This window comes from Armatimonadia bacterium (assembly GCA_039679385.1).
GTDB lineage: Bacteria > Armatimonadota > Zipacnadia > Zipacnadales > JABUFB01 > JAJFTQ01.
Window position 1 is genome coordinate 1 of record JBDKVB010000148.1, and the last position, 22,202, is coordinate 22,202.

At 64.8% G+C, this 22,202-nt stretch carries 20 protein-coding genes and 1 other RNA gene; 6 read left to right on the forward strand and 15 right to left on the reverse strand.

Annotated elements, in window-relative coordinates:
• From ABFE16_17020 to ABFE16_17070, 11 genes are all read right to left on the reverse strand, one after another.
• On the reverse strand, positions 1–798 hold a 798-nt coding region (locus ABFE16_17020; protein ID MEN6347002.1), incomplete at its 3' end, for a hypothetical protein.
• Between the two features lie 58 nt (positions 799–856).
• On the reverse strand, positions 857–1,585 hold the full coding sequence (rph, locus tag ABFE16_17025) for a ribonuclease PH (GenBank protein ID MEN6347003.1): 729 nt from the start codon (positions 1,583–1,585) through the stop codon (positions 857–859).
• A 102-nt stretch (positions 1,586–1,687) separates the two neighbouring features.
• Positions 1,688–3,256, reverse strand: coding sequence for an N-acetylmuramoyl-L-alanine amidase (locus ABFE16_17030; GenBank protein ID MEN6347004.1), 1,569 nt, complete (start codon positions 3,254–3,256; stop codon positions 1,688–1,690).
• Positions 3,257–3,485: 229 nt separating this feature from the next.
• Positions 3,486–3,767: a hypothetical protein gene (locus ABFE16_17035; GenBank protein MEN6347005.1), complete on the reverse strand. Its 282-nt coding sequence runs from the start codon at positions 3,765–3,767 to the stop codon at positions 3,486–3,488.
• A 102-nt stretch (positions 3,768–3,869) separates the two neighbouring features.
• Positions 3,870–4,265: a helix-turn-helix transcriptional regulator gene (locus ABFE16_17040; GenBank protein ID MEN6347006.1), complete on the reverse strand. Its 396-nt coding sequence runs from the start codon at positions 4,263–4,265 to the stop codon at positions 3,870–3,872.
• A 108-nt stretch (positions 4,266–4,373) separates the two neighbouring features.
• A complete protein-coding gene (locus tag ABFE16_17045; GenBank protein MEN6347007.1) occupies positions 4,374–4,874 on the reverse strand; it encodes a thioredoxin family protein in 501 nt (166 codons plus the stop codon).
• Between the two features lie 12 nt (positions 4,875–4,886).
• A complete protein-coding gene (locus tag ABFE16_17050) occupies positions 4,887–5,540 on the reverse strand; it encodes a prepilin-type N-terminal cleavage/methylation domain-containing protein (GenBank protein MEN6347008.1) in 654 nt (217 codons plus the stop codon).
• Between the two features lie 31 nt (positions 5,541–5,571).
• A complete protein-coding gene (locus tag ABFE16_17055; GenBank protein ID MEN6347009.1) occupies positions 5,572–6,669 on the reverse strand; it encodes a GTP-binding protein in 1,098 nt (365 codons plus the stop codon).
• A 13-nt stretch (positions 6,670–6,682) separates the two neighbouring features.
• Complete coding sequence (locus tag ABFE16_17060) at positions 6,683–7,573, reverse strand: MIP/aquaporin family protein (protein ID MEN6347010.1); 891 nt, start codon at positions 7,571–7,573, stop codon at positions 6,683–6,685.
• A 328-nt stretch (positions 7,574–7,901) separates the two neighbouring features.
• Positions 7,902–8,251, reverse strand: a transfer-messenger RNA (tmRNA) gene (ssrA, locus tag ABFE16_17065).
• 87 nt (positions 8,252–8,338) lie between these two features.
• Positions 8,339–9,877: a hypothetical protein gene (locus ABFE16_17070; protein ID MEN6347011.1), complete on the reverse strand. Its 1,539-nt coding sequence runs from the start codon at positions 9,875–9,877 to the stop codon at positions 8,339–8,341.
• A gap of 123 nt (positions 9,878–10,000) precedes the next feature.
• Between ABFE16_17070 and ABFE16_17075 the strand changes: the two genes are divergently transcribed.
• Positions 10,001–10,822 carry an alpha/beta hydrolase gene (locus ABFE16_17075; GenBank protein ID MEN6347012.1) on the forward strand — a complete coding sequence of 274 codons (822 nt, stop codon included), beginning with the start codon at positions 10,001–10,003 and terminating at the stop codon, positions 10,820–10,822.
• A 92-nt stretch (positions 10,823–10,914) separates the two neighbouring features.
• Here the strand turns inward: ABFE16_17075 and ABFE16_17080 are convergent, their stop codons facing one another.
• The 3 genes from ABFE16_17080 to ABFE16_17090 are packed head-to-tail and all read right to left on the reverse strand — an operon-like array spanning position 10,915 to position 14,280.
• Positions 10,915–11,766 (reverse strand): epoxyqueuosine reductase, encoded by an 852-nt coding sequence (locus tag ABFE16_17080; GenBank protein MEN6347013.1) that lies wholly within the window; start codon positions 11,764–11,766, stop codon positions 10,915–10,917.
• Positions 11,767–11,774: 8 nt separating this feature from the next.
• Entirely contained in the window at positions 11,775–12,992 is a 1,218-nt protein-coding gene (locus ABFE16_17085; GenBank protein ID MEN6347014.1) for a hypothetical protein, read from the reverse strand.
• Positions 12,993–13,041: 49 nt separating this feature from the next.
• The gene (locus tag ABFE16_17090; GenBank protein MEN6347015.1) at positions 13,042–14,280 is read right to left on the reverse strand and encodes a M14 family zinc carboxypeptidase; all 1,239 of its coding nucleotides are present in this window, start codon (positions 14,278–14,280) and stop codon (positions 13,042–13,044) included.
• 321 nt (positions 14,281–14,601) lie between these two features.
• On the opposite strand from ABFE16_17090, the gene ABFE16_17095 reads away from it, so the two are divergent.
• Positions 14,602–17,217 carry a carbohydrate binding domain-containing protein gene (locus tag ABFE16_17095; GenBank protein MEN6347016.1) on the forward strand — a complete coding sequence of 872 codons (2,616 nt, stop codon included), beginning with the start codon at positions 14,602–14,604 and terminating at the stop codon, positions 17,215–17,217.
• A 28-nt stretch (positions 17,218–17,245) separates the two neighbouring features.
• On the forward strand, positions 17,246–19,522 hold the full coding sequence (locus ABFE16_17100; GenBank protein ID MEN6347017.1) for a DUF4838 domain-containing protein: 2,277 nt from the start codon (positions 17,246–17,248) through the stop codon (positions 19,520–19,522).
• A gap of 112 nt (positions 19,523–19,634) precedes the next feature.
• On the opposite strand, the gene ABFE16_17105 is transcribed toward ABFE16_17100, so the two are convergent.
• A complete protein-coding gene (locus ABFE16_17105) occupies positions 19,635–20,114 on the reverse strand; it encodes a hypothetical protein (protein ID MEN6347018.1) in 480 nt (159 codons plus the stop codon).
• Between the two features lie 310 nt (positions 20,115–20,424).
• On the opposite strand from ABFE16_17105, the gene ABFE16_17110 reads away from it, so the two are divergent.
• From ABFE16_17110 to ABFE16_17120, 3 genes are all read left to right on the forward strand, one after another.
• On the forward strand, positions 20,425–21,396 hold the full coding sequence (locus tag ABFE16_17110; GenBank protein MEN6347019.1) for a hypothetical protein: 972 nt from the start codon (positions 20,425–20,427) through the stop codon (positions 21,394–21,396).
• Positions 21,397–21,730: 334 nt separating this feature from the next.
• Entirely contained in the window at positions 21,731–21,901 is a 171-nt protein-coding gene (locus ABFE16_17115) for a hypothetical protein (protein MEN6347020.1), read from the forward strand.
• A 117-nt stretch (positions 21,902–22,018) separates the two neighbouring features.
• Entirely contained in the window at positions 22,019–22,189 is a 171-nt protein-coding gene (locus ABFE16_17120; protein MEN6347021.1) for a Flp family type IVb pilin, read from the forward strand.
• Positions 22,190–22,202 lie beyond the last annotated feature (13 nt).

Consider the following 22,202-nt stretch of genomic DNA (forward strand, 5'->3'; position numbering starts at 1 on the left):
CGACTTCGGCGCCGGTCGTCTCGTGGTCTTCGGTGTCGCCGACTGCTGTGCAGGCTTTGGCTCAGGAGTGGGCTGGCCACCTGTCTGCGGGTGGCCGGGCTGAGGTCCCGTCTGAACCAGGCTCTGCATGCCCGGTGTGGGCTTCTGCGACTGCCCGATGTTCCCGGCCCACAGGCACGCCTGAGCGAGAAGCTGCACCTGGGCCGCCGTTAGGTCGCCGCGAGCACCCGCCGTCACCAGACTCGCCGGGATCATCACCACACGTCCCTTGCCCACCTGTGCCGCGCCAACCACCACGGAATCGCCCTGCAGCAGCACTGCCTGCAGCGCCTCGCCGGACAGGCGCGCGTCGCAACTGTCACTGCCAAGGCCCTCAACACCCGCTGCAACCGGATGCCCGGCAGACCGCAGGGCTTCCCGCGCGGTCCGCTCCAGCTTCAGGCCAAGGCCCAGGTTCTGGGCGAGTCTTCCGGCCGTCTCAGCATGCCGCTCGGTGGTCCCGAAGAGGTACACCAGGCCGCCACCGGACTTCACGTAGCCCTCCAGAACACCCGCAGCATACTCCTTGCCCGAGTAGACCACGATGGCCTGCACCGACGTTCCGGCCACTGCAGCGCCCTCGGCAGAGGCCGCCACTCCCGCCTCCCTCAGTCGTGCAGCCAGGGGCGTCGCAATCGCAGCCAGTCGTCCTGCGGTGGGCAGGTCAAAGGCCACCTGCGACTGCTGCGCACCTGCAGCCACACAGCTCAGCGTCGCCGTCGCCAGCACCCAGACTGCCCAGGATGGCAAGCGTCTCACAGGCATCCCTTCCTCGCGTCGGGGCCCAACTCACGACATCCTATCCCGCACCCAAGAGCTATTCTCCCAGCTTCGCAACCGCCTCGCGCTGCTTCTCGAACAACACTTTCAGGCCCTGCTGACCAAGGCCCATCATGTCATCTAGCTGCTGCTTCGTGAAGGCCGCACCCTCAGCCGTGCCTTGGACCTCGATGATCCGGCCGTCGGAGGTCATGACCAGGTTCAGGTCGACGCCCGCTCGGCTGTCCTCCGTGTAGGCCAGATCCAGCATCAGCTCACCGGAGACGATTCCGCACGACACCGCTGCCACCTGGCACGCCAAGGGGTTCCGCTTGACCATCCGCTTGCGCTCCAGCCACTTGCAGGCCTGTGCGAGCGCCACATAGGCGCCGGTGATCGAGGCGGTCCGCGTGCCACCGTCCGCCTGGATGACGTCGCAGTCCAGCGTAATCGTGCGCGACCCCAGGGACGACAGCTCACAGGCCGCTCGCAGCGAGCGCCCGATCAGCCGCTGAATCTCCAGCGTCCGTCCGCCCTGCTTACCGGTCGCTGCTTCCCGCGAGGTCCGTTCAGAGGTGGACCTGGGGAGCATCCCGTACTCTGCCGTGACCCAGCCTTGCCCGGAATCCATCAACCAGCGCGGCACGCGCTCTTCGACCGACGCGGTTACGTGGACCTTCGTCGCGCCCATAGTGATCAGGCACGAGCCCTCCGCGTATTTGTTTACGCCCACAAGAATCCTGCAGTCCCTCAGGTCGCCGTTTCCACGGCCGTCTTCACGAGTCAACACGATCGATCCCTTCGATAGGATGAAAGTACCCGCGCGGACGCACGGGTAACCTCTCCTTGCACACGGGGCGCTCCCTACGGTCGCCCTCGGATAGAGCGTCTAGTTCAGCGCCACGGAAGCCTTCCCAGAGCCCTCGACAAACTGCCGTACACCTTCCACAATCGCACCGGCAGCTCGGTCGCGAAGGCCTGTCTGCTGCAGGAGCGCTTCCTCCTGGTCATCGTTGATGAACATCAGCTCGGCCAGCACCGCCGGGACCTTCGCCTCACGGATCACCACGAACCGTGCCGACTTTACCCCACGGTCGGTCCGCCCCAGGCTCTCGGTCAACGCGTTCTGCACCAGGAAACCCAGGGACTTGCTGTCCGGGCGGTAGTAGTAGGTCTCTGTCCCATGGCCGCAGTTGCGCTGCGGCATCGCGTTGCAGTGTACCGACACGAACAGGTCTGCGTCTCGCCGCTGAGCGATCTCCGGCCGGTCGTACAGCCCCACATAGGTGTCGTCCTCACGGGTCAGGAAGGCCCGCGCACCCATGGCCTGCAGCATCCGGGCAGCACGACTCGCAACGTCGAGGTTGACTTCCTTCTCCAGCAGCTTGAGGCCTCGTGCCCCCGAGTCCTTCCCGCCGTGCCCGGGATCGAGCGCCACCGTCTGGTCCTGAAGGCGTCCGCGACGGAACACCACCTCTGCCCCACCGAAGGGCATCGGCAGAACGTCGAAGCGGATCAGCTCCTTCAGGTACAGGGTCACGGTAGTCTGCCGAGGCGAGGTCTGCGGGCGCACCTCGACTTGGTCCACGAAGTCCCCGTAGGTTCTCAGTAGCCCGCTGGGAAGCCGGCACTCGACCTCCGGCAGGACAACCTCGATCCGTGGTGGCCGGATCGCCACATCGTAGTGGGGCATGATCGGCCAGTTCACCGTCAGCCGCAGGCGCTCCGCATCAGGACCCGGCTGAACGCTGCTCACTTCAGTCAGCTTCGGCAGGTTCCGCGTCACCACCGCCAGGTGTCCGTCGTCACTGCCGAGCAGCAGGCAGCCGCCATGCCCGTCCTTTGCCGGAACCCACCGTGCCGGCGTGTCCGTCTTCAGGTCTGCCACGACCCGTGCGCAGTTCGGCTTGTCGCCGGGCTGGCCGGTTCGCATCTGTGCCAGTGGCCCCGTGTAGATGGGCCTTGTCTCGCCCGCAGCAACTTCCAGCTCCACTCCCGCCAGGTCCACGTACCGCTTCGGCGGCGAGTTGGTCGATACGAGATTGCCGGCCACGGGGACAGAGGTGGCGACTTCTATCCGTGCTCCTGCTGAACCGGCCCGGACCAGCACGCCCTTCACAAGCCCGTTCGCCGTCATGTAGCTCTTGCCCGGCGTCCAATGAACCCGTAGCCCCAGGGTCTGCAGCAAGGGAGAGAGTGGCCCCACGAGCACGCCCGACTGCACCCGCGGCGCCTTGCGCAGTTCGACCTCTTTGCCGCCGGCCTGCATCTGCGTCTTCCCGGCGCTCAGGACAATCCGCTTCCCCTCGGAGGAGGTGACGGTCAGGCAGGCGTGTGCCGCGCTCCAGACCGCAGAAGCCCCGGCAAGTCGGGCAGCCTCGGCCAGCGGCCCCAGGACCGTGCCCTCCTCCACAAAAGCCGCCGGGGAACCACTGAGGGCCTTGCCGGCGATTGCCACGCCGAGCACCTGGCCCGCGTGGCATGGCAAGACAGATAGTATTAGCAGAAGGACAAGAGGGGGAAGCAACAACGACGGAGATGAGTGCGCATGAGACATAGGGCTCCTCCGCTGAGACCGTCGCTTCGTCGTATTCCGCATCGTCCGGCAGAGCACCGGAGCCGGTGACACCGTGGAGCATCCACTGAGCTTACCCCCTCTCTGGCCTACCCCAGCTCAAGGCCACAGGTCAGGGGCGAGCATCGTACTTGCCGTCAACGTCGAAAGCCTCGAAGGCCTGCACCACCAGCCACGCCATGCCCACGACCATTAGCGCCAGGGTCAAGGCCGCCCCGATCCACCGGAGCGCGTCACTCTCCATCCCCAGGGGCAGAACCGAGACCCCAAGGCCGGCCAGGCATGCCAGCGCAGCTACCATGGCGCTCAGGGCCATAAGGCGGACCCAGCGTCGATCAAGCTTCCGCTTCGGAAGCCTGTCACTCTCCCGCGGTCCCTCCGAGGTCACGTCCATGGTGCGTGGATTATACTCCGGCCGCTCTGCAGACGGCAAGCGACCTCCGACGCCGGCGCACACAGATCAGGGCATGTCGCGGGCAACCGAGGCGCACGTTGTCTACCCCTTGCTCGCCTTTCGTGCAACCTCAAGCAACTCGCCCAGCGCCTGGTGGTACGCGCACAGCGTTCCAACCCAGTGCTCCAGGCATACCCGCCCGGCCCCGGTGAGGTGATAGAGGCGCTTCGCAGGACCGGTCTCAGAGGTGTCCCAGGTCGAGGTGACCAGCCCGCGTTCCTCCATCTGCCGCAGGAAGCGGTAGACACCCGTGGTGTCCGGCTTATCTCCGTGGAAGGTCGGCAGGTCGGCCAGACGCTGCACCAGCACATACCCGTGGGCATCCTCACGCGCCAGCACGGTCAGGATGGCAGGCTGGACCAGCTTGTCCAGATTCCGCCCTGCACAGGGGCAGTCTTCGTACTTCAGGTCAGGCAGCGGGGTGTCAGTCTGTGTCATGAGGTGGGCTCTCCGAGGGAGAGTATGCGTTACAGCCCCTTCCTCGTCAAGCAGGCGGGAAGAAGCACAGCTCATGTCGTCATCCGAAGCTGCAGGCGAACCGCTTCGTCAAGAACCGGCCGGGCCCTTGCGGGTGGTCTTGAGGTGAGGCCTACTCACGGCCTGGAGTTCCTCGAGCGAGAGGTAACCTTCGTGTCGCCACAGCTCCTTGCCGGTCGCGTCGACCAGGACCTGTGTGGGGACCCTTCGTAGCCTGAAGCGCTGAGCCTGGCCGGGATACAGGCCCGTATCGACCCGCACGACATCGAGGCGACCGGCGAGTTGGGGCTCCAGTTGGTCGAGGACGCCCTGCATCCGGTCACCTTCACTCGACTCCCTCGCGTCGAACTCAACCAGGCAGGCACGACCGGACCCTGTGGGTATCCTGGGAGCCGGGGCTCCACTCCTGGCTTGTGCCCGTGACGACGGCAGTTCGCATGTACACACGCAATCGGCGTTGGCGGTTGCTGGGGCCGTGTGCTCACCGGGTGTTCCCCAGATCCGCCAACCGGCGCCGAACCCGAGCACAGCAGCAATCAGAACCAGGCCGAGGACCTGGAGCCGGCGCATCGGTCTTCCTCCTCAGGGGAGGTTCTTCCACATATCGCGAGGCAAGAGGGTCTGCTCGTACCTCATCCACTTGGCGTGCCCGTCATAGAAGGCGTAGTTGCTTCCGCCCTGATGCCTCGTCTGGACCGGGTGAATCGGCGGCGTGGCAGGCATCCCATGGTTGTGATAGAGGGGGCATGTCCGGCACACTGCCGAATCGGCCTCTCCAATCATGATCATCTCGGCGGGGTAGTGGATATCCGACAGCGAACCATATCCGCCGTAGGGGAGGCCCGAGTAGTTGACGTTGCTCGGGTCCAGCGTGAAGCCGTCGCAGATGTACCCATAGCTGCCAGTCCACCCATTGCCGCCAACAGCACCTCCGTGCGAAGGGCAGACAAAGATCTGGGCGTTCTTGACATAGGGCTGAAGCAGCTCGAACCAGTAAGCGGAAGGGTGCTCGGACAAGTTCGTCAGGTCACGTATGCAGTGGGGCACGTACATCTCGTCGTAGTCCTGGGCATACATGACCGCTCCCATTCCCAACTGCTTGAGGTTGCTCAGGCACGCGATGGACCGAGCCTTCTCCCGAGCCTGGGCGAAGACCGGGAAGAGAATCGCGGCGAGGATCGCGATGATGGCGATGACCACCAGAAGCTCGATCAGCGTGAAGCCTCTGCAAGGCATCCCGGCATCTCCCCTTGGGTACGCAGCGGCCTCACACAACGGACGCGTAGCGGTGCGTGGGCACGGGTCTGCCCGGGCTGAGGCTGTGGAGGGTCTCCACCTCCAGATCGTGGCCGTCGCCTGCGATCTCAGCGAAGGCGCCTTCGACGATGCTCCGGAGCTCCTCCGGTGACATTTGCACGCGGGCATTGAGGACCAGTGACACCGTCACAGGATTGCCTTCGATCTCACCGCGAACGGTCGGTGTTCCACTCGTCGAAGTGAGGTTCGCTACGCCCTGGCCTTCCGCGGTCAGGGACAACTTCACATGGGCGATCTCGGCCTGTCTCGCAGCGGCTGCCTGCTGGATCAGCTCGATCAGCTTCCGAGCCAGTGCCTGCCAGTCGATGCCCGTAGCTGCGGTCACAGTGGCAGAGGCGTTGAGCCACCCGAGCACCGCCTCCCCTTCGGCGTACACATCGTAGTCCACGTCAACGATGTGCGCACCTGCCTCGACGTCGGCCATGACGGCCTCCAGCCACTCCGCCACGCCTTCACCCGTGAGCGCGGAACACAGGTGGATCGGCTTGCCCGAAAAGGCCTCGGCGGTTGCTGCGGCCAGTTGCTGCTGCTCCGCCGGGGTCAGGGTGTCCTGCTTGTTGATCACGATCAGGTCGGCCTCTTCGAGCTGCTTGCGGAGGATGTAGCTCGCACTGGCGTGCATCGGACTGGGGTGCTCCGGGGCAAGCACGCTGCGCAGCCGCTGCGGATCGACCAGCACGCTCAGCGGTGACAGGCGGTAGCTGTCGACACAGAGGTCCTTGAGGGGTTGCAGGACGGTGGCCGACAGGTCCGTGCAACTGCCGACCGGCTCGCCGATGATGACGTCCGGCGACATCTCCGCCACAAGCTGCTCTGCCGTCTCGAGCAGTTGCCCGAACCGGCAGCAGAAGCACCCACCGGCGATCTCCTGGACCTGCAGCCTGGCTTGCTCCAGGATCGCAGTGTCCACCAGGTTGGCGGCCTGGTCATTGGTGATCAGTCCGACGCGCTTGCCCTGCTCCACCAGGGCCGTGGCAGCACGCGCCAGCATCGTCGTCTTCCCTGCGCCCAGGAACCCGCCAACAAGGATTATCCGGGTCTGCGGCATCGCTGTCTCTCCTTCACTCGCACAGATCAGCCGGGGACGAGCAACTGTCCTGTGAGGGCATCGCCCTGCGCAGGATGCACTGATAGGCCGCACCACCGACCAGCGCGCCAAGGCAAGGCCCAAGAACGTAGACCGTGAAAAACCCGCCCTCCGGTCCGGGAATCGCAATCGACCGCCATCCGGCAAGGTAGGCCACGATGCGTGGCCCGAAGTCGCGCGCGGGGTTGAAACCGGCCTGGGAGATCGGAGCAAGGAGGGAGATCAGCGCGGACACCGTCAGGCCGATGAACAAGGGGGCAAGGTGGCTTGCAGGACGGCCCGTGTTCCGCTCATCGGTCACCGCAAGAATCACGAAGACCAGGAAGGCGGTGCCCAGAGCTTCGGCGGCCATCGCCAGTGGCATGGTCACCGTTCGCAGCCCCGGTACTGACAGCACCATGGCTGGGTGCGGGAAGTACTCCCCGTACACCATGGCCGACAGCTCACTGCCCGCCTCGCCACGAACCAGACCTTTCGACGCCTCGAAGCCGCTGATCACGCCATGGAACATGCCATACAGCAGGACGCCCGCCAGAACCGCGCCAAGGAGCTGGGCAAGAACGTAGGGCACCACCTTACGCCATGGAAAACCACGGTACGTCGCCAGGGCCAGCGTGACTGCCGGGTTGAGGTGGGCGCCACTGATCGCCCCCGTCGCGTAGATCGCCAGCGCAATGCCTACCCCCCACACGATGGCCACTTGCCAGAGCCCAACCTGTGCGCCGGTGAGGACGGCCACGTGTACCGAACCAACGCCAAAGAACACCAGGATGAAGGTCCCCAGGACCTCCGCAGAACACTGGCGGACGAGCTCGACGTCACGCCACCCTTGTCCTTCGAGCGTCCTGGCTCTCGTACTAGCCATGGCCTGTCCCCCAGCGTCACGGATGCGCAGAGTAAGTCCTCTAACAGACGTACTCCTATAGTCTTCTGTTCACTATACGCCGTCGGTCCTTCGCTGTCAATCGGGTGTTACGATCGCCGGGGGCGCACCTGAGCTTGCCGCCAAGGGTGCTCACGATCGGACGCGAGAAGGTGAGGGTACGGAGGTGACACGCCCCACCAAACCAGGCAGGGCCCGAGCAGCCGGTCGGTCTGAGTGCACGTGGGAGAGCAGTTGAACGGAAACACAGGAGGAGTACGACCTTGTGAGAGGCGCATACACAGCAAACCACCATCTCCGAGAATGGAGATGGTGGAGGCGGCGGGAATTGAACCCGCGTCCGAAAAGGGGACCACCAGAGCATCTACGAGCGTAGCGTCCGTTTGGTTTTCGCCGGGAAGACCCACGGACGCAAGGTTCCGCTCGGCTAGCCCGTTACCTGATTCCCCGGCCCTTTAGCGGGCGGTTATGGCCTGGGTATCCGACCTGGATAATGTCCCGGGGGGTCGGGTCGGAGAAGACCCCGGGGGACATAGCGGACTATGCCGCTAGTGCCAAGGGTTGGTTGGCGTTTGTCGTTTTCCCGCGTTTAACGAGATTACGGGGATCTCGGCTCGCAGCCCTGACGCTCCTGCCTCCCCGTCGAGACCAATCGCCCCCACAAGCGCCACTATCAGTATACCCTTTGGACCGTCTCCAGTCAACGAAGGTTCCTCTTCGTGGCCAGAACTGGACCCAGGGGCCCGCCTACTGCCTCCGCTCGAAAACCGCCATCCGCTCCGCACCCGGCACAGTCACGCGCCGGTAAGGCCCCTTCTCCACGTAGTCGGCCAGGTAGCTTGCCGCCGGCGTCCGACGGTTCAGAGGGTTGTTGAGCGACAGCTCCCCACCGAACACGAAGAACCGCGGCGGATGGGCGGCCAACCCCGCCTGCATCTCCGGCCACCATGACGCATGATCCTGGTAGTGAAGGTTCACGTGACGGCACGGTGAGCGCCGGTCGGCGTAGATATACACGGCCTGCGAGTAGTTGTCCCCGGCGCAGAAGACCGTGTCCTCCGGCCCGCTTCGCTCGGCCACGTACTCCCCGACGATTCGGCCGTAGTTGGTGAAGGGCCCCTTCAGGAGGTAGCTCACTCCCCGCTTCGCCACCGGGACCTCAGCGACAAGGTACCCGCCGAGCAGGACCACCAGCACCAGCCACGCAGGCCCTCGGCGACGAGTTCCAGCTCCCCGAGGCTCCCCGCCCTCGAATCGACGCCACAGCCACGAGAACCCCAGGCCTCCTGCAACCGCCACCGGGGCCATCAGCGTCACCAGGTGATGCCCATAGCGCGGGCCGGTGAGCACCGGCGACAGCAGCGCCAGCACCAGCCAGACGCCCAGCGACAGACGGGCCTGCCGCGGCATCTCGCGCCACGACCAGCCAACCAGCGCCACGAGCCCCACCACGAGCAACGCACCGTCCCGGAGGAAGGGAAGCCAGTTGTGCAGCGCCTGAAGCCGGGAGAAGTCGCTGTAGCCACTGGTGCCCCGCAGAACCGCCAGGTACCCAACCTCGAGCAGGCCCGACAGGTCCCCAAGCCGCGCGAAGTAGGCCACCACCGCACCCATGACCACCACGAGGCCCAGCACTCCCCAGCTCACTGCCACGACTCCGGGGTGAGTGCCTCTCCCCTCTTCCGCCTCCCGGGATTCACTGACGCCCCGCAATCCCAGCGCGACCAGGATCGCCAGGGCCTCCAGGGCTCCCGTCTGCTTGAATAGGAGTCCGCCTGCCGCGCAGACCCCTGCCATCAGCGCAGACCAGGGCCCGCTGCCCAGGATCGCGCAGAGCATGCCCCAGGTTGCCGCGAGCGCGACCCAGGGCTCAGTGCAGGCAACGGGATCGCCCACCGTCGGCGATCCAGCCCACAGGACATAGCCCAGGGCCGCTATCAGGCCGGTCCGGTAGTCCCTGAGCCGCACTCCCAGCCATAGCAGTCCCAGCCCCGTTGCGAACACAGCCAGCGCCGTCGCAAGCCGCGCCGCATTCACGTTCGCCGTTCCCAGGGCCCACATCGCCGCGAACAGCGCATAGATCCCGGGAGGCTTGGACTCGAACACCGCCTGGTAGGGAGAGACCCCATGCAGCGCCCACTCCCGGCCACCGTAGGACCACTCGGTCTCGTCACTCACGAAGGGGTAACCGCAAAGAGGAGCACGCGACAGCACGGCCGCGGCGAGCAGAACCGCGGCCGTCAGCCAGAGACGCTTGTTTGTGCCAACTCTGGGTTGTACACTCATCTTCGCATCGTCGTCGGAGGCCGTGACCGGACCTCGGCTCGTCGCTTCTGTCCGGCAGGTAACGGCCGGCCGACCGTGGAAGCTTCGCTCCCGTCACTCCAGACTGATCTGAAAGGAACGGCCATGTCAGGCAATTCGCTGCTTCTCCCGCCCGAACCTCTGCCGCTGTACCCCGGGGAGGCGCCCGGTCTCACGGAAGTCGACCAGCAGGAAGTCCCGACCATCATCCCCTTCCTCCTGCGCGAGCCGACCTGCCCCGGCTGCGTCATCGTCTGCCCGGGCGGCGGCTACTCCTGCCGCGCACCGCATGAGGCGGACCCGATCGCCCAGAGGTTCAACGCTGCCGGCATTTCGGCCTGCGTCTGCCACTACCGCGTGGCGCCCTACCGCTATCCGCGTCCTCAGCAGGATGCTCAGCGCGCCATCCGCTGGGTGCGCTCACAGGCCGCCGAATGGAACCTCGACCCGCAGCAGATCGCCATCCTCGGGTTCTCCGCCGGAGGACACCTGGTCTCCACCGTCGGCACTCACTACAACGCCGGGAACCCCGAGGCCGACGACCCGGTAGAGCGCCTGAGCTGCCGCCCCGATGCACTTATCCTGTGCTACGCGGTCATCAGCTTCGGCCAGTTCCGCCACACGGGTACCATGAAGAACCTCATCGGCGAGAACCCACCCGAGGATCTGCGCCAGTCCCTCTCCAATGAGACGCAGGTCACCGCCGACACTCCGCCGACCTTCCTGTGGCATACCGCCGAGGATGGTGGAGTTCCGGTCGAGAACAGCCTGCTCTTCGCCGAGGCCCTGAGCCGAAACAAGGTCCCCTTCGAGCTGCACGTGTACCCTCACGGGCAGCACGGTCTCGGCCTCGCACCGCAGTTCCCCCATGTTGCGACCTGGGCTGGACTGTGCTGCGAGTGGCTCCACGGGATGTGGGACCGGTAGGTCCCGAGCACGCCTGAGCCCAAGACGCTAAGCCCCTCCTCGCAAGTCCGGGGAGGGGCTTTCTGTCTGTCCTGTCTGGTCTTGCGCCCTGGCTAGGCCCCCGGGATTCGCCGCGCACAGGGGACGCCGGCCTGACACAGACCGCAGCCCATGTTCCGGATCCCGTAGCGCTCGTTGATGCCCGGCGTGAAGGAGACGATGTAATCGCGGCATTTCGTCTTCGAGTGGCCCTCAGGCGTGATCGCTCCGCCGGGGCATCGTTCGGCGCAGGCTGTGCAGCTCCCGTCCGTGTAGAACAGGCAGTTGTCGTGCAGCCCTGGCCTGCGTACCTCACCGGAGGCCAGCTTCGCCTTCGCGACCACACTTCCCAGACGCATCGCCTTGCCCCGGGGCGTGATGAAGCCGTCGCAGAGCCCGAAGCTCCCCAGACCGGCAGCGTAGGCCACATGCCGCTGTGACCAGTTCGTCGTGATCCCCACCTTCTCGTCGTTGAGCCACTGGAACCCCGGGAGAAGGTCGGGAGCCACCGCCTGCACGTCCAGTCTCTTCAACTCGTCCACCAGGTCCACCAGGAGCGCATCCCGGTACACCTCGCCGTCCAGACGTGCCAGCGCCCATAGCTCCGAAGGCACCTCCGTCTGCCCGGCATTGCTATCAACGATGGCCCCCGTGAAGGGCAACACGATCGAGACCACAGATAGCTCCTCGGCAGACGCTGTCTCTCCCGTACCCTCCGCGAAGGCCTCCGCCGGAGTCAGGTGGAAGCTGCCGATCACCTGCTTGTACTCGCCAAACAGAGGGTCATCCCCACGCACGTAGCCCACGAGCGGGTTCTCATAGATCACCACTTCCGCGTACCGAGGCAGCCGGTTCCGCGGGTCGCCGGCAAGGTGCCGTGCGACGAACTCCTCAATCTGGGCGCGCAGGCCGTCCTGATCTGCCATGTCCATCACTATCCCTTGGGGCGCTTCGTTGTCGCACGCTTCTTGGCCGTCGGAGCCGGTGGCGGTGTCGGCGGTTCTGCGAGTGTCCGCTGCACCTGCTCTACCACGCCCTGGGCGATTCTCTGGCCGATCTCACGGTAGTTCTCTATCGTCAGCAGCAGGTCGCCGCTGAAGGAGTAGGCCGTCTCCACCGAGAACGCGCACAGATCGTGGGCCATGCCGCAGAAGCTCGTGAAGTTGGGCAACTCCCACCGAGATGGGTAGCGAGCGATTCGGCAGAAGTCCTCCGCCGCGTACTCCGGCTTCAGCTTCCCCTCCACTGCACTTGTCCAGGCCAGGCAACGCTTGTGCGCCTCGGGAGCATTGTCGGGCTTCTGGGCGAAAACGTAGACCCCCGTGGTCTCAGTCCCACCAGGGGAATGGAAGTCGATCCCCAGCATGGGCCGGCAGCGTTGCTTCCACCGGGCCACATCACGCTGGTACACCAGGGTCTCATGGCGCATCGGGGTGACTCCCCAGGAGCGGTTCAGGTCATAGGGGAAGTTGTCCTTCCCGTAGTCGCCTTGCTCAACCCCATCGATGTTTGTGAAGGGCACAGCCCACACCAGGGGCGCCGCGTCTCCCAGTCTTGCCATCTCCCGCAGGAACCCATCGAGTACCCAGGAGCCGGTCGTTTCGCCGGAGTGCTGCCGGGCCACCACGTAGATCCCCGGTCGCTCTCCCTCCGGGAGCCCGTAGTCGTTGCTCAGCCGCACCAGCGGGCGCGCTCCCTGACTGACACCGATCACGTCGGCCTTCCAGTAGCCCTCGGTGTCGGACAGCGTGCTCTCCAACTCCGGCTTGCCGTAGGGGTAGCAGAAGGCGATGTCGACGAAGGTCTGAGGCCGCGCGATCTGCCACACCACCAACTGCCGTCCGTCCGGGAGAGCCTCCACCGAAGGTGCCTCGAGGCGTTCCCATTCCCCTTCGTCATAGCGTGCAACCGGTCTCGCGCGAAGGGCCTGCCCCATCCCCAGCATGTTCTCGCTGTGCTTGAGTACCAGGCGCACGGGTGCCCCGGTCTTCTTGCCCGCTTTGCTTCGTTGCAGGCGGAAGCAGAACCACAGGCTCTCCGGCCCGCCGTGAGGGTCGGCTGCAAAGGACACCTCTGTCATGCCCTCTCGCTTCTCGATGCAGACATCGCAGGCGTTGCCAAAGGGTATCTTCGTGCTGAGCTCCAAAGCCATGGCGGACCTCCTGGGGCTGTCGACGGCGTCTTGTGATCGCTACGGTTCGTTACTGCCCGGTTCCACTTGCGAGTGGCTTAACGCCTCGGTAGTACTGCGCGATGCCCTTCATCAGGGCCTCGCCCGAGGCCAGGTTCCGTTCCCTCGTGTCGATTATCCCGGCGCCTTCGCACAGCACCGCGGAGATACCGAACTGCGCATGGATCCCGGCGTCCCACAGCGTCGAGGCGTCCTTGCCCTTCGAGACCGCCAGCTTCTTCACCAAGCCCTGCGGGTCGTTAGCGGCGATGGCGTCCCGCAGCTCCGTCCAGGGCCCAAGGGTCGTCCCCATCTCCGGCCCCGGCAGCAGGATCGGTTCCACGACTCCGCCCCAGGTATGCATGCTCCAGGCCGAGGTAACCGGGGTCGGCGAGGCCATCAGGGCCTCGAGGTCATGCTGGCACAGATAGGCCTCGTGGGGCTGCAGTTCCGGACAGCTTCCGCCGGCGCGGTAGGACCGGTTCATATCCACTCCTTCAGCGTTGACCCGGTACCAGCCCTTTGAAGGCGCGTCGGGGCTCATCATGAGGAGGAAGTGGCAGATGCTCCGCCGGCGGAAGTCGGTGCCCTCGTCGCTGAGCAGCCAGTTCACCATGGCCACCATGCGCCACTGGGAGTTGTGCTCGCCGGGGTGCTGGTTGGCGAAGTAGTGGACCCAACGCTGCCTGGGCGGGACGTCCGACTCCGGGTCTGTGATCGTCACGCGGTACAGGTTGCGTCCACCCAGGGACTTGCCGACGATGGTCACCGAGACGTTGGTGTTGCGGCTCCACTCCTTCACTAGCTGCACCGAGTCCTCATAGGACATCGGGACCTGGTGTCCAACCCAGACGGTGTCCTGCTCGAAGACCGGGAACTGCAGCGTATCCGCCGTCGCCGCCTTCGCAGTCCCATCCTCCCAGTGGATCGGGTGCCAGTTGGCGCCGTCATAGGACCAGGACATGAAGTACTCGTTCAGCCGCATGGACGGACCGCCCGGGAAGACCACCTCCAGCCGCAGCGAGTTGCCGCGAGCATGACGCAGAATCCGGAACTGGGCCTTGTTGCACCATTCCGGGTGATTGGGCGCATGGCCCAGAATCATCCGGAAATGGTTCGTTCCCAGCTTCTCGATCACAGAGCCTTGGGAGCCGAGCGTGCCGTTGACGTCGAAGTCCTCGACCGTTAGTTCCTCGGCCTGTACCGTTGTGCTTGCCACGAAGATCACCACGCCTGCGGTTGATAGGAGAGCTATCAGAGCTTTGAGCATCTTTGCCCCTCCAGGGAGGCCCGCGCTAACTACTCAGAGGCCTACACCTTCTCCGGTCGCAGGCCTGAAGGTGCAGCCGTGCAATCTGCCGAAGTGTCCGTTCAGGACAGGAGTCCTTTGGCGATACTCAGTCCGTCTTCGGCCGCAGGGCCCTGCCGGGGCGAACTGGACTTTCCCGCTGTTCGCCTGCAACCGTGATTCTCCTCCCCTGACATCGCCGCTCAGGGCCTGGTTCGCCGGGCCCTCAATATCTAGTTTCGCCGACTGACCGCCAGCCCGGTGCCCACATGTCACCGGCTATCCTGACAGGAGGTCCGCTCCATGAACCCCGCTGTGATGGTCGTGCCCGTGCTGCTCCTGACGGCCGCTTCCTTCGCGCAAGTGCCGGACAACTGGTTCCCCTTTGTCATCTCCGAACTCGCCGACGACAGCATCGCCAACGTGTCGTCCTACAGTCCTTCGCCGGCCGGCGCCGATGGCTTCCTGCAGTTCCGCGACGGTCACTTCGTGGACGCCAGGGGCAGCCGCGTGCGATTCCTTGCCACCAACTGCACCTTCAACGGCGCCTTCCCCGACAAGGACCTGGCGCCAAAGATCGCCGCCCGCATGAGGTCGCTCGGGATCAACTGTGTCCGCTTCCACCACATGGACAACGCATACAAGCCACGTGGAATCTGGGATGCCGCCTACAAGGACCATCAGCACATGGATGCCGAGCAGGTCGACCGGCTTGACTGGTTCATCTACCATCTCAAGCTCAACGGCATCTACGCTGATCTGAACCTTCACGTCTCCCGGCAGTTCAACGACGCCGACGGCTTCACCAACACCACCCCACTCAGCGAGCTGACCAAGTACGATAAGGGCGTGGATTACTTCCAGGCGCGGATGGTGCAGTTGCAGCACGACTACGCCCGCGACCTTCTCACCCACCTCAACCCTTACACGAAGACCCGCTACGTCGACGAGCCCTGCATCGCCATGGTTGAGCTGAACAACGAGAACAGCCTGCTTCAGTTCAGCTACGGCAGCATGCTCAGAGGCCTGCCCGAGCCCTACAAGGGCGAGCTCACCGGCTACTGGAATGCCTTCCTCAAGGCCAAGTACGGCTCCACCGGGAAGCTCCGCGAGGCCTGGGATGAAGGCTCCGCTCCCCTCGGCGCAGAGATGCTGCGCGACAACGCCTTCGCTCGCGGCACCGCCGAATGGGTGCTGGAGAGCCGCAAGAAGGACACCGACGTCTTCGAGATCGTGACCGATCCCCAGGAAGGCCTTGTGCTCCATGCACGTCTCAACACCCTGGGCGTCAACCCCTGGGATTTCCAGATCCACCAGGTTGGCCTGACCCTCGAAGCCGGCAAGACCTACACACTCTCCTTCAAGATCAAGGCGAACTCCGCCCGGACGATCTCGGTCGGCGCACGGTGGGACAAGGAGGACTGGCGCAGCATCGGTCTGTCGGAGTCGGTGCCCGCCGACACACAGTGGCGCTCCTACGAGATGACCTTCCGGGCTCGCGACGCTAACCCCGGCCACAACCGCATCAGCTTCAGCTGCCAGAACCTGCTTGGCGACGTCTGGCTCGCCGACGTGAGCCTCAAGCCCGGCGGCATCCGCGGCCTGACGCCCGGAGAGTCGCTCGAGGTCGCCTCTGTTGGCCTTCCCGCTCCGAGTGCCACGGCAACCGCTCGCCGTGACTGGTTCGCCTTCATCATGGACGTGGAGCGCAAGTACACCCAGGGCTTCAGCGACTACCTCAAGCAGACCCTCAAGCTCCACGCGCCGATTATCGACACCCAGGCCAGCTACGGCGGAATCGGCGGCGTCTGGCGCGAGTCTCAGCTCGACTACGTCGACATGCACTCCTACTGGCAGCACCCGTCCTTCCCCGGCAAGCCCTGGGACGGCAGCAACTGGTTCATCGGTAACACCCCGATGACCGACGCGATGGGCCGCGACAACCTCACCGGCCTCGCCCGGTTCCGCGTCGCCGGGAAGGCCTTCACGGTCAGCGAGTACAACCATCCGGCGCCCAGTGACTACCGCGCCGAGTGCATGCCGATGATCGCCGCCTTCGCCGCCTTCCAGGACTGGGACGGCATCTTCGAGTTCGACTACGGGACCACTCCGACTGACTGGACCACCTCAAAGGTCTCCGGGTACTTCCAGATGGTTACGGACCCCGCGAAGCTGGCCTTCTTCCCGGTAGCTGCCAACCTCTTCCGCCGAGGTGACGTGTCCGCGGCGAAGGAGGAGGTCCGGCTTCAGGTGCCCAAGTCGCAGGTCCTGGACCTGGTCGCCGAGCACAACAACGACATCGGCGGCCTCTACACGAAGGCCGGACTGCCGAGGATAGCGGCCCTCATGCACAAGCTGTCGGTCGAGTTCACCGAGGGCGGCGAGCTTCAGGCAACCGCCAAGTGGGACGACAAGCCCATCACCGGACCGGTCTTCTCCGACACCGAGCAGATCGTGTGGCGCTGTGACGAGGGCAAGCACAACTGGTTCATCGTCGACACTCCCAAGACCGTGGTCATCCTGGGACGTGTGGGCCTCGAGGGCGCCAAGATGACCCTCGGCGACCTTAAGTTCGAGATCGGCAAGACGGACACCGGCTGGGCCGCCATCGCCCTCACCAGCATGGATGACAAGCCCATCGCCGAGTCCTCCAAGATACTGCTCGTCGCCATGTCCAAGTGTGAAAACCCCGGCATGGTGTGGGATGAGCAGCGCAAGACAGTGCAGAACAAGTGGGGCACCAGCCCCAGCATCGCGGAGGGCTTCGACCTGACCGTGACCTTGCCCGGCGGTCGTTCGCTGCAGGCCTTCGCCCTTGATGGCACCGGCAAGCCTCTGGCGCCACTTGCCGTCTCAGGCAGCCGTGTGACCATCGCGCCGCCGTACAAGTCCGCCTGGTTTGGCATCACCGCTCGATAGCCGGCTATCCACGGGAGGTACGAACAAGATGCTGACAGCCGTCGCGTGCTTGCTTGCCCTTGGTGCGGCTCTCACTCAGGCCCAGGCGATGGACCTGGCGACTGATGGTCGCACTGATTACGTCATCGTCACGCCGGCAGACGCCATCCCGGCCGAACAGACGGCCGCACAGGAACTCCAGTCCCACCTCCTCAAGGTGACGGGAGCGCAGTTCGCCGTCCGCAGCGAGAAGGACGGCCCCGTGCCCACGCGAGCGATCGTACTCGGCGTCACCGAGGGTTTCCGTGCGGCCTGTCCCGACATCGAGGTCGCCTCGCTCAAGCATGACGGCGTCGTCCTGCGAACCCGTGGCGACACCCTCTATCTCGCCGGTGGTCGTCCGCGCGGAACGCTCTACGCCGTCTACAGCTTCCTCGAGGACGTCGTGGGCTGCCGTTGGTGGTCCGCGACCGAGAGCTACACGCCCCACACGCCGACGCTGAAGGTGGAGGAACTCAACACTGTCTACGTGCCGAAGCTGCAGTACCGCGAGGCCTTCTACCGGGGCGCCTTCGACGGCGTCTACGCCGCTCGGTCCAAGTGCAACGGCCATTTCGAGCGCGTGCCCGAGGAGTACGGAGGTCACTACCGCCTCCTCGGCTGGTGCCACACCTTCTTCCAGTTGCTCCCTCCGGAGAAGTACTTCGAGCAGCACCCGGACTGGTACAGCGAGATCGACGGCAAGCGCGTCGGCCCACGGGCACAGCTCTGTCTGACCAATGATGAGATGCGCGCTGAGCTCACCCGTCAGGCGCTCGAGTGGATCCGCAAGGACCCCACGGCAGGCATCATCTCGATCGCCCAGAACGACTGGGGGAACCCCTGCCAGTGCGCCAAGTGCCGCAAGATCGTCGAGGAGGAAGGCTCGGAGGCCGGTCCGCTCCTGCGCTTCGTGAATGCGGTCGCAGCCGACATCGAGAAGGAGTACCCGGAGGTCCTGGTCGAGACCCTGGCCTACCACTACACCCGCAAGCCGCCGACTCACGTCACGCCGCGGTCGAACGTGATCATCCGGCTGTGCAGCATCGAGTGCTCCTACGCGCAGCCACTGACCGGGCCGCAGAACCAGACCTTCAAGGAAGACATCGAGGGCTGGAGTGCCATCGCCCCGCAGTTGTACATCTGGGACTATGTCACCAACTTCGCGAACTACCTCATCCCGCATCCGAACCTGCGGGTGCTGGCGCCCAACATCCGGTTCTTCGTCGACCACAAGGCCATCGGGCTCTTCGAGCAGGGCGATGCGGGGAGCACCTGCGGCGAGCTGGTTGAGCTTCGCGCCTGGCTCCTCGCACACCTGATGTGGGACCCGTCGCGCGACGAGAACGCCCTGATCGACGAGTTCCTCGACGGTTACTACGGCCCTGCGGGCAGGACCCTCCGCCAATACATCGAGGTCACCCATGACGCCGTCGAGCGTGCCGGCACCTACCTGCGATGCGGCATGCAGGACACCTCGGCCTGGTTCACTCCGCAGGACGTCTTCAAGGCCACGCAACTGATGAACCAGGCCACAGAGCAGGTCAAGGGCGATCCCGTCCTCGCCGACCGCGTGCGTCGTGCCCGACTCCCGCTCGATCTGGTCTGGCTGAGCAGTTACCGTTCCCTCAAGTCCGCGGCGGAGGCAGCCGGCCAGTCTGCCCTGGCTCCCGTTGACCTGAAGGTAGCGCTCGAGGACTTCCTGGCAGCCGCCAAGCGCTTCAACGTTGGCAACTACCGCGAGGGTGTCGTGTTCACCCAACTCGAGGACGTCCTGCGGGCTCGCACAAGGCCGCCAGGGCCGCCACCCGAGCAGTGCAAGGACCTCCCGGCGGGCACCTGGTTCGACGTGCAGGACAACGCCTTCATGCTGTACGGCGTCCCCAACTGGGCGAAGCTCGGTCAGGACCCGCTCGCCTCCGATGGCTACGCGGCGCGCATGACCACCAACCACGTCCAGTGGGCCACCCAGTGCCGAATCGAAGCGGACTCTGCGGGCCGGTACCACTGCTACGTCGTCGCCCGCTGTCAGCCAAAGCTCCCTGCCGACGGCAAGCTCCCGACCGGTCAGGCCTTCAAGATCGGCATCTACGACCCGGAGGCAACACGCTCTCTCGTCACCCTTGAGGTGTCGATTGCCGATGCCGCCGGTGACAAGTACCACACCTTCGACCTCGGCACTCACGACCTCAAGCCGGGCATGTACTTCTGGCTCGCACCAATGAACAACCCGGACGCCGTCGAGGCGATCTACACCGACCGCATCTTCGGGATCCGCGAGCAGTAACCGGTAGCACGGCCATCGGCTGAGGTCCAAAACGTAATCCACAAGCGAAGGGGAGAGACCCGCAAGGCCTCTCCCCTCTTCTTTGCCCCAACCTGCGACGTGCCGGCGGAGCTCAGTCGATTAGGAACTGCGCCCACAGGTCCGTCCCGGTCGAGACCGGCGGCTCGGGCTCGACGGCAGCGCTCTCGAAGTCCTTCCCGCAGGTCTTGCAGTGCCAGTTCGGGTTCTCCACATCGATGACGCATCCGCCCAGTTCCAATCTCCCCGCCTTCCATGCCTCAACCAGATCGGGCGCATAGCCGTAGATGATCGGCACGGTGTTGCAGGACCCGCAACGCGGGCACAACGGCCGTCCGTTCACAACGACGGGCGGCTTGGGCTCGGGAACGAAGACCGGCCCGGGCAGCACCCATGGAACCATCACCCACGGCCCCAACACCGTCGGATCCATCGGAAGGAAGTCGGGCGTCCAGAACCCGCACACGCCGCGCAGGTCTCCTGGTCTGGGCAACTGCGACCACTCGTCGGCCTGTACGCCCAGGGTTACACTTGTCAGCAGCACTACCGCCAGCACCGTCAGCACTCTCCTCATCCTACTCGTCTCCCCTCTGGTAGCTTCGGCCTAGCCTGATTAGCGATCTCTGCTGCCTTAGTGCAGCGGCGCTCCAGTTTCTTCCCGACCTTTGGGTTCTTCCCGCGCGTGCGCTGACAAGGATCGGGGTCACTGACAGCCAATAACTACCCTCAAGCGATGGGGCGGTTGCGTGGCCACCGAGGGTAGTGGGGGCGCCGTGGTGCGGAGACCTTCGGCATGGGGCCAAGTGTGGAGGGAGACTATGACACACAGACCAGGAGTGATGATGCATTGCCCAGTTCGCTTGGGCACACAAAGGCGGGCAGCAGTGGCGGGACTCGTCAGGTGCGCCGCTGTCGCCGGTATCTGTGCGGTGCTACTCGTGTGCCTGGCAGTACCTGCGCCTGCGGTGGACCTCTGGGTCCACAAGACCTCCTCGGATCCCCCGGACCCGAACAAGAAGCCGGGGGATGACCCAGTGTACTGGGAGAAGATGGTGGACCGGCTGTTAACCGTCCCCAAGGCGTCGACCACATACCTGGGGATCATCAACTCAAAGGATGGCGGCCAGAAGGATGTGACCCTGGAGCTATGGGGCACTGGCCTGGACCAGCTGATGTTCGACCCAGACTGGTGCCACGGAGTGAACGTCGATGGTGTTCCCCCGAAGGTGCTGACCTGTCCCACTCAGTGGAAGCACACCCGTGGTGACAAAGGGTACGTGAGAGTGAAGTACAGCATGATCCCGAACCCGGAGGGTGAGTGGGTAGGCATCTTCAACCCTTACAACCACGAGATTGAGGTAACCGATATCCTGCTGACCGGGTCGTGCGTCCGTCAGCACTGCGTCAACGACAAGAAGTTCGTCGATGTCAACGCGAAGGTGACGAGCTCAGCGGACCCGCTCCAGATCACGGAGTACTGGGCCTTTCCCCTCGAGTTCGACCTCGATCAGACCTACACTCCCACCTTCACGGGGCCGGCAGGCAGCGGCGACTGGTCCAGCCAGTATGTGACCGAGGACCCGTGGGGCGCCCCGATGCTCCACGGCGGCTGGCATTGGGCCACCAACGGCCCGGGCTTTGCCGATGGCCAGGACTTCAGTTGCCACTTCGGCCTCGAAGAGGAAGGGAACGCGTGGTTCACGGTCTGGTACCACGACCAGGTCACGGGAAGGGACATCTCGCAGGACCTGTACTGCACGCCTGAGCCTTCGCTGAGCCTCCTGCTGCTCGTGACCCTCCTTCCGGCGGGGATCGTCTGCAGACGACGCTGCAAGGGGCGTTGCACCCAGAGGTGATGGCGCAACCGGGGGGCTTGCGCCGGAGGTCCGAAGAGTGCTTTGAGACCGCTCCACCGCTTGCACGAGTTGTGTTCATGCCGCGACCTGCCGGAACACGTCGGCTTCTGAGGGCTTCCCTCTGCCTCTGTATAGCGAAGCCCTCTCTCGTACTGCCTCTCCCCTGCTTTGTCTCCCTCCTCTGCCCTTAGCCTCGCTGTCGCGTAACCGTCCCCCATGTCTTCCCGTTACAGCACGTTACGTCCCTGAAATCAACTGCCGCCGCCGGCTGCCGATAGCCTCTGTGACATCGCACATCGGCCGTACGTGCAGGATGAACCCAGGAGGTTCCGCGGTGCGCCAGGCACTTCGCCGACTGATGACCGACGAGACAGGGATCGGCACGGTTGAGTATGCCCTTCTCCTCGTGCTCATCGTCGTCGCCGCATCGACAGCCTGGCACATCTTCGGCCGCCAGATTGCCGCGAAGGTATCTGGCGCCTCGCAGGGCTTCGGGTCCTCCTAATGTCCCGGTCGGCTGTGCCTTTCACCCCAGGCACTCCTGGATGTCCTGCCATCGGCGTTCCCGTCGCAGGCGTTCAGTGACCCAGATGCCCCACACACCCGCATGGAGGTGTCCCAAATGCTGCAAGCCGCGAAGAGACTCTGGATGGACGAAGAGGGTTTGAGCACTGTCGAGTACGCACTCTTGCTGGTGCTCATCGCCATCGCCGGCATCACTGCCTGGCAGACACTCGGTAGCAAGGTTAGCGGCAAAGTCAGCGAGGTCTCCAACACCGTCGACGCGACCTAGTCACGCCACCGGC

Excerpts from the sequence above, each read along its gene's own strand:
- ABFE16_17100 (MEN6347017.1), top strand. The coding sequence starts at position 17,246 with ATGCTGACAGCCGTCGCGTGCTTGCTTGCCCTTGGTGCGGCTCTCACT.
- ABFE16_17080 (MEN6347013.1), bottom strand. The coding sequence starts at position 11,766 with ATGGCAGATCAGGACGGCCTGCGCGCCCAGATTGAGGAGTTCGTCGCA.
- ABFE16_17050 (MEN6347008.1), bottom strand. The coding sequence starts at position 5,540 with ATGCCTTGCAGAGGCTTCACGCTGATCGAGCTTCTGGTGGTCATCGCC.
- ABFE16_17055 (MEN6347009.1), bottom strand. The coding sequence starts at position 6,669 with ATGCCGCAGACCCGGATAATCCTTGTTGGCGGGTTCCTGGGCGCAGGG.
- ABFE16_17085 (MEN6347014.1), bottom strand. The coding sequence starts at position 12,992 with ATGGCTTTGGAGCTCAGCACGAAGATACCCTTTGGCAACGCCTGCGAT.
- ABFE16_17120 (MEN6347021.1), top strand. The coding sequence starts at position 22,019 with ATGCTGCAAGCCGCGAAGAGACTCTGGATGGACGAAGAGGGTTTGAGC.
- ABFE16_17035 (MEN6347005.1), bottom strand. The coding sequence starts at position 3,767 with ATGGACGTGACCTCGGAGGGACCGCGGGAGAGTGACAGGCTTCCGAAG.
- ABFE16_17075 (MEN6347012.1), top strand. The coding sequence starts at position 10,001 with ATGTCAGGCAATTCGCTGCTTCTCCCGCCCGAACCTCTGCCGCTGTAC.
- ABFE16_17060 (MEN6347010.1), bottom strand. The coding sequence starts at position 7,573 with ATGGCTAGTACGAGAGCCAGGACGCTCGAAGGACAAGGGTGGCGTGAC.
- ABFE16_17045 (MEN6347007.1), bottom strand. The coding sequence starts at position 4,874 with ATGCGCCGGCTCCAGGTCCTCGGCCTGGTTCTGATTGCTGCTGTGCTC.
- ABFE16_17040 (MEN6347006.1), bottom strand. The coding sequence starts at position 4,265 with ATGACACAGACTGACACCCCGCTGCCTGACCTGAAGTACGAAGACTGC.
- ABFE16_17070 (MEN6347011.1), bottom strand. The coding sequence starts at position 9,877 with ATGAGTGTACAACCCAGAGTTGGCACAAACAAGCGTCTCTGGCTGACG.
- ABFE16_17095 (MEN6347016.1), top strand. The coding sequence starts at position 14,602 with ATGAACCCCGCTGTGATGGTCGTGCCCGTGCTGCTCCTGACGGCCGCT.
- ABFE16_17105 (MEN6347018.1), bottom strand. The coding sequence starts at position 20,114 with ATGAGGAGAGTGCTGACGGTGCTGGCGGTAGTGCTGCTGACAAGTGTA.
- ABFE16_17090 (MEN6347015.1), bottom strand. The coding sequence starts at position 14,280 with ATGCTCAAAGCTCTGATAGCTCTCCTATCAACCGCAGGCGTGGTGATC.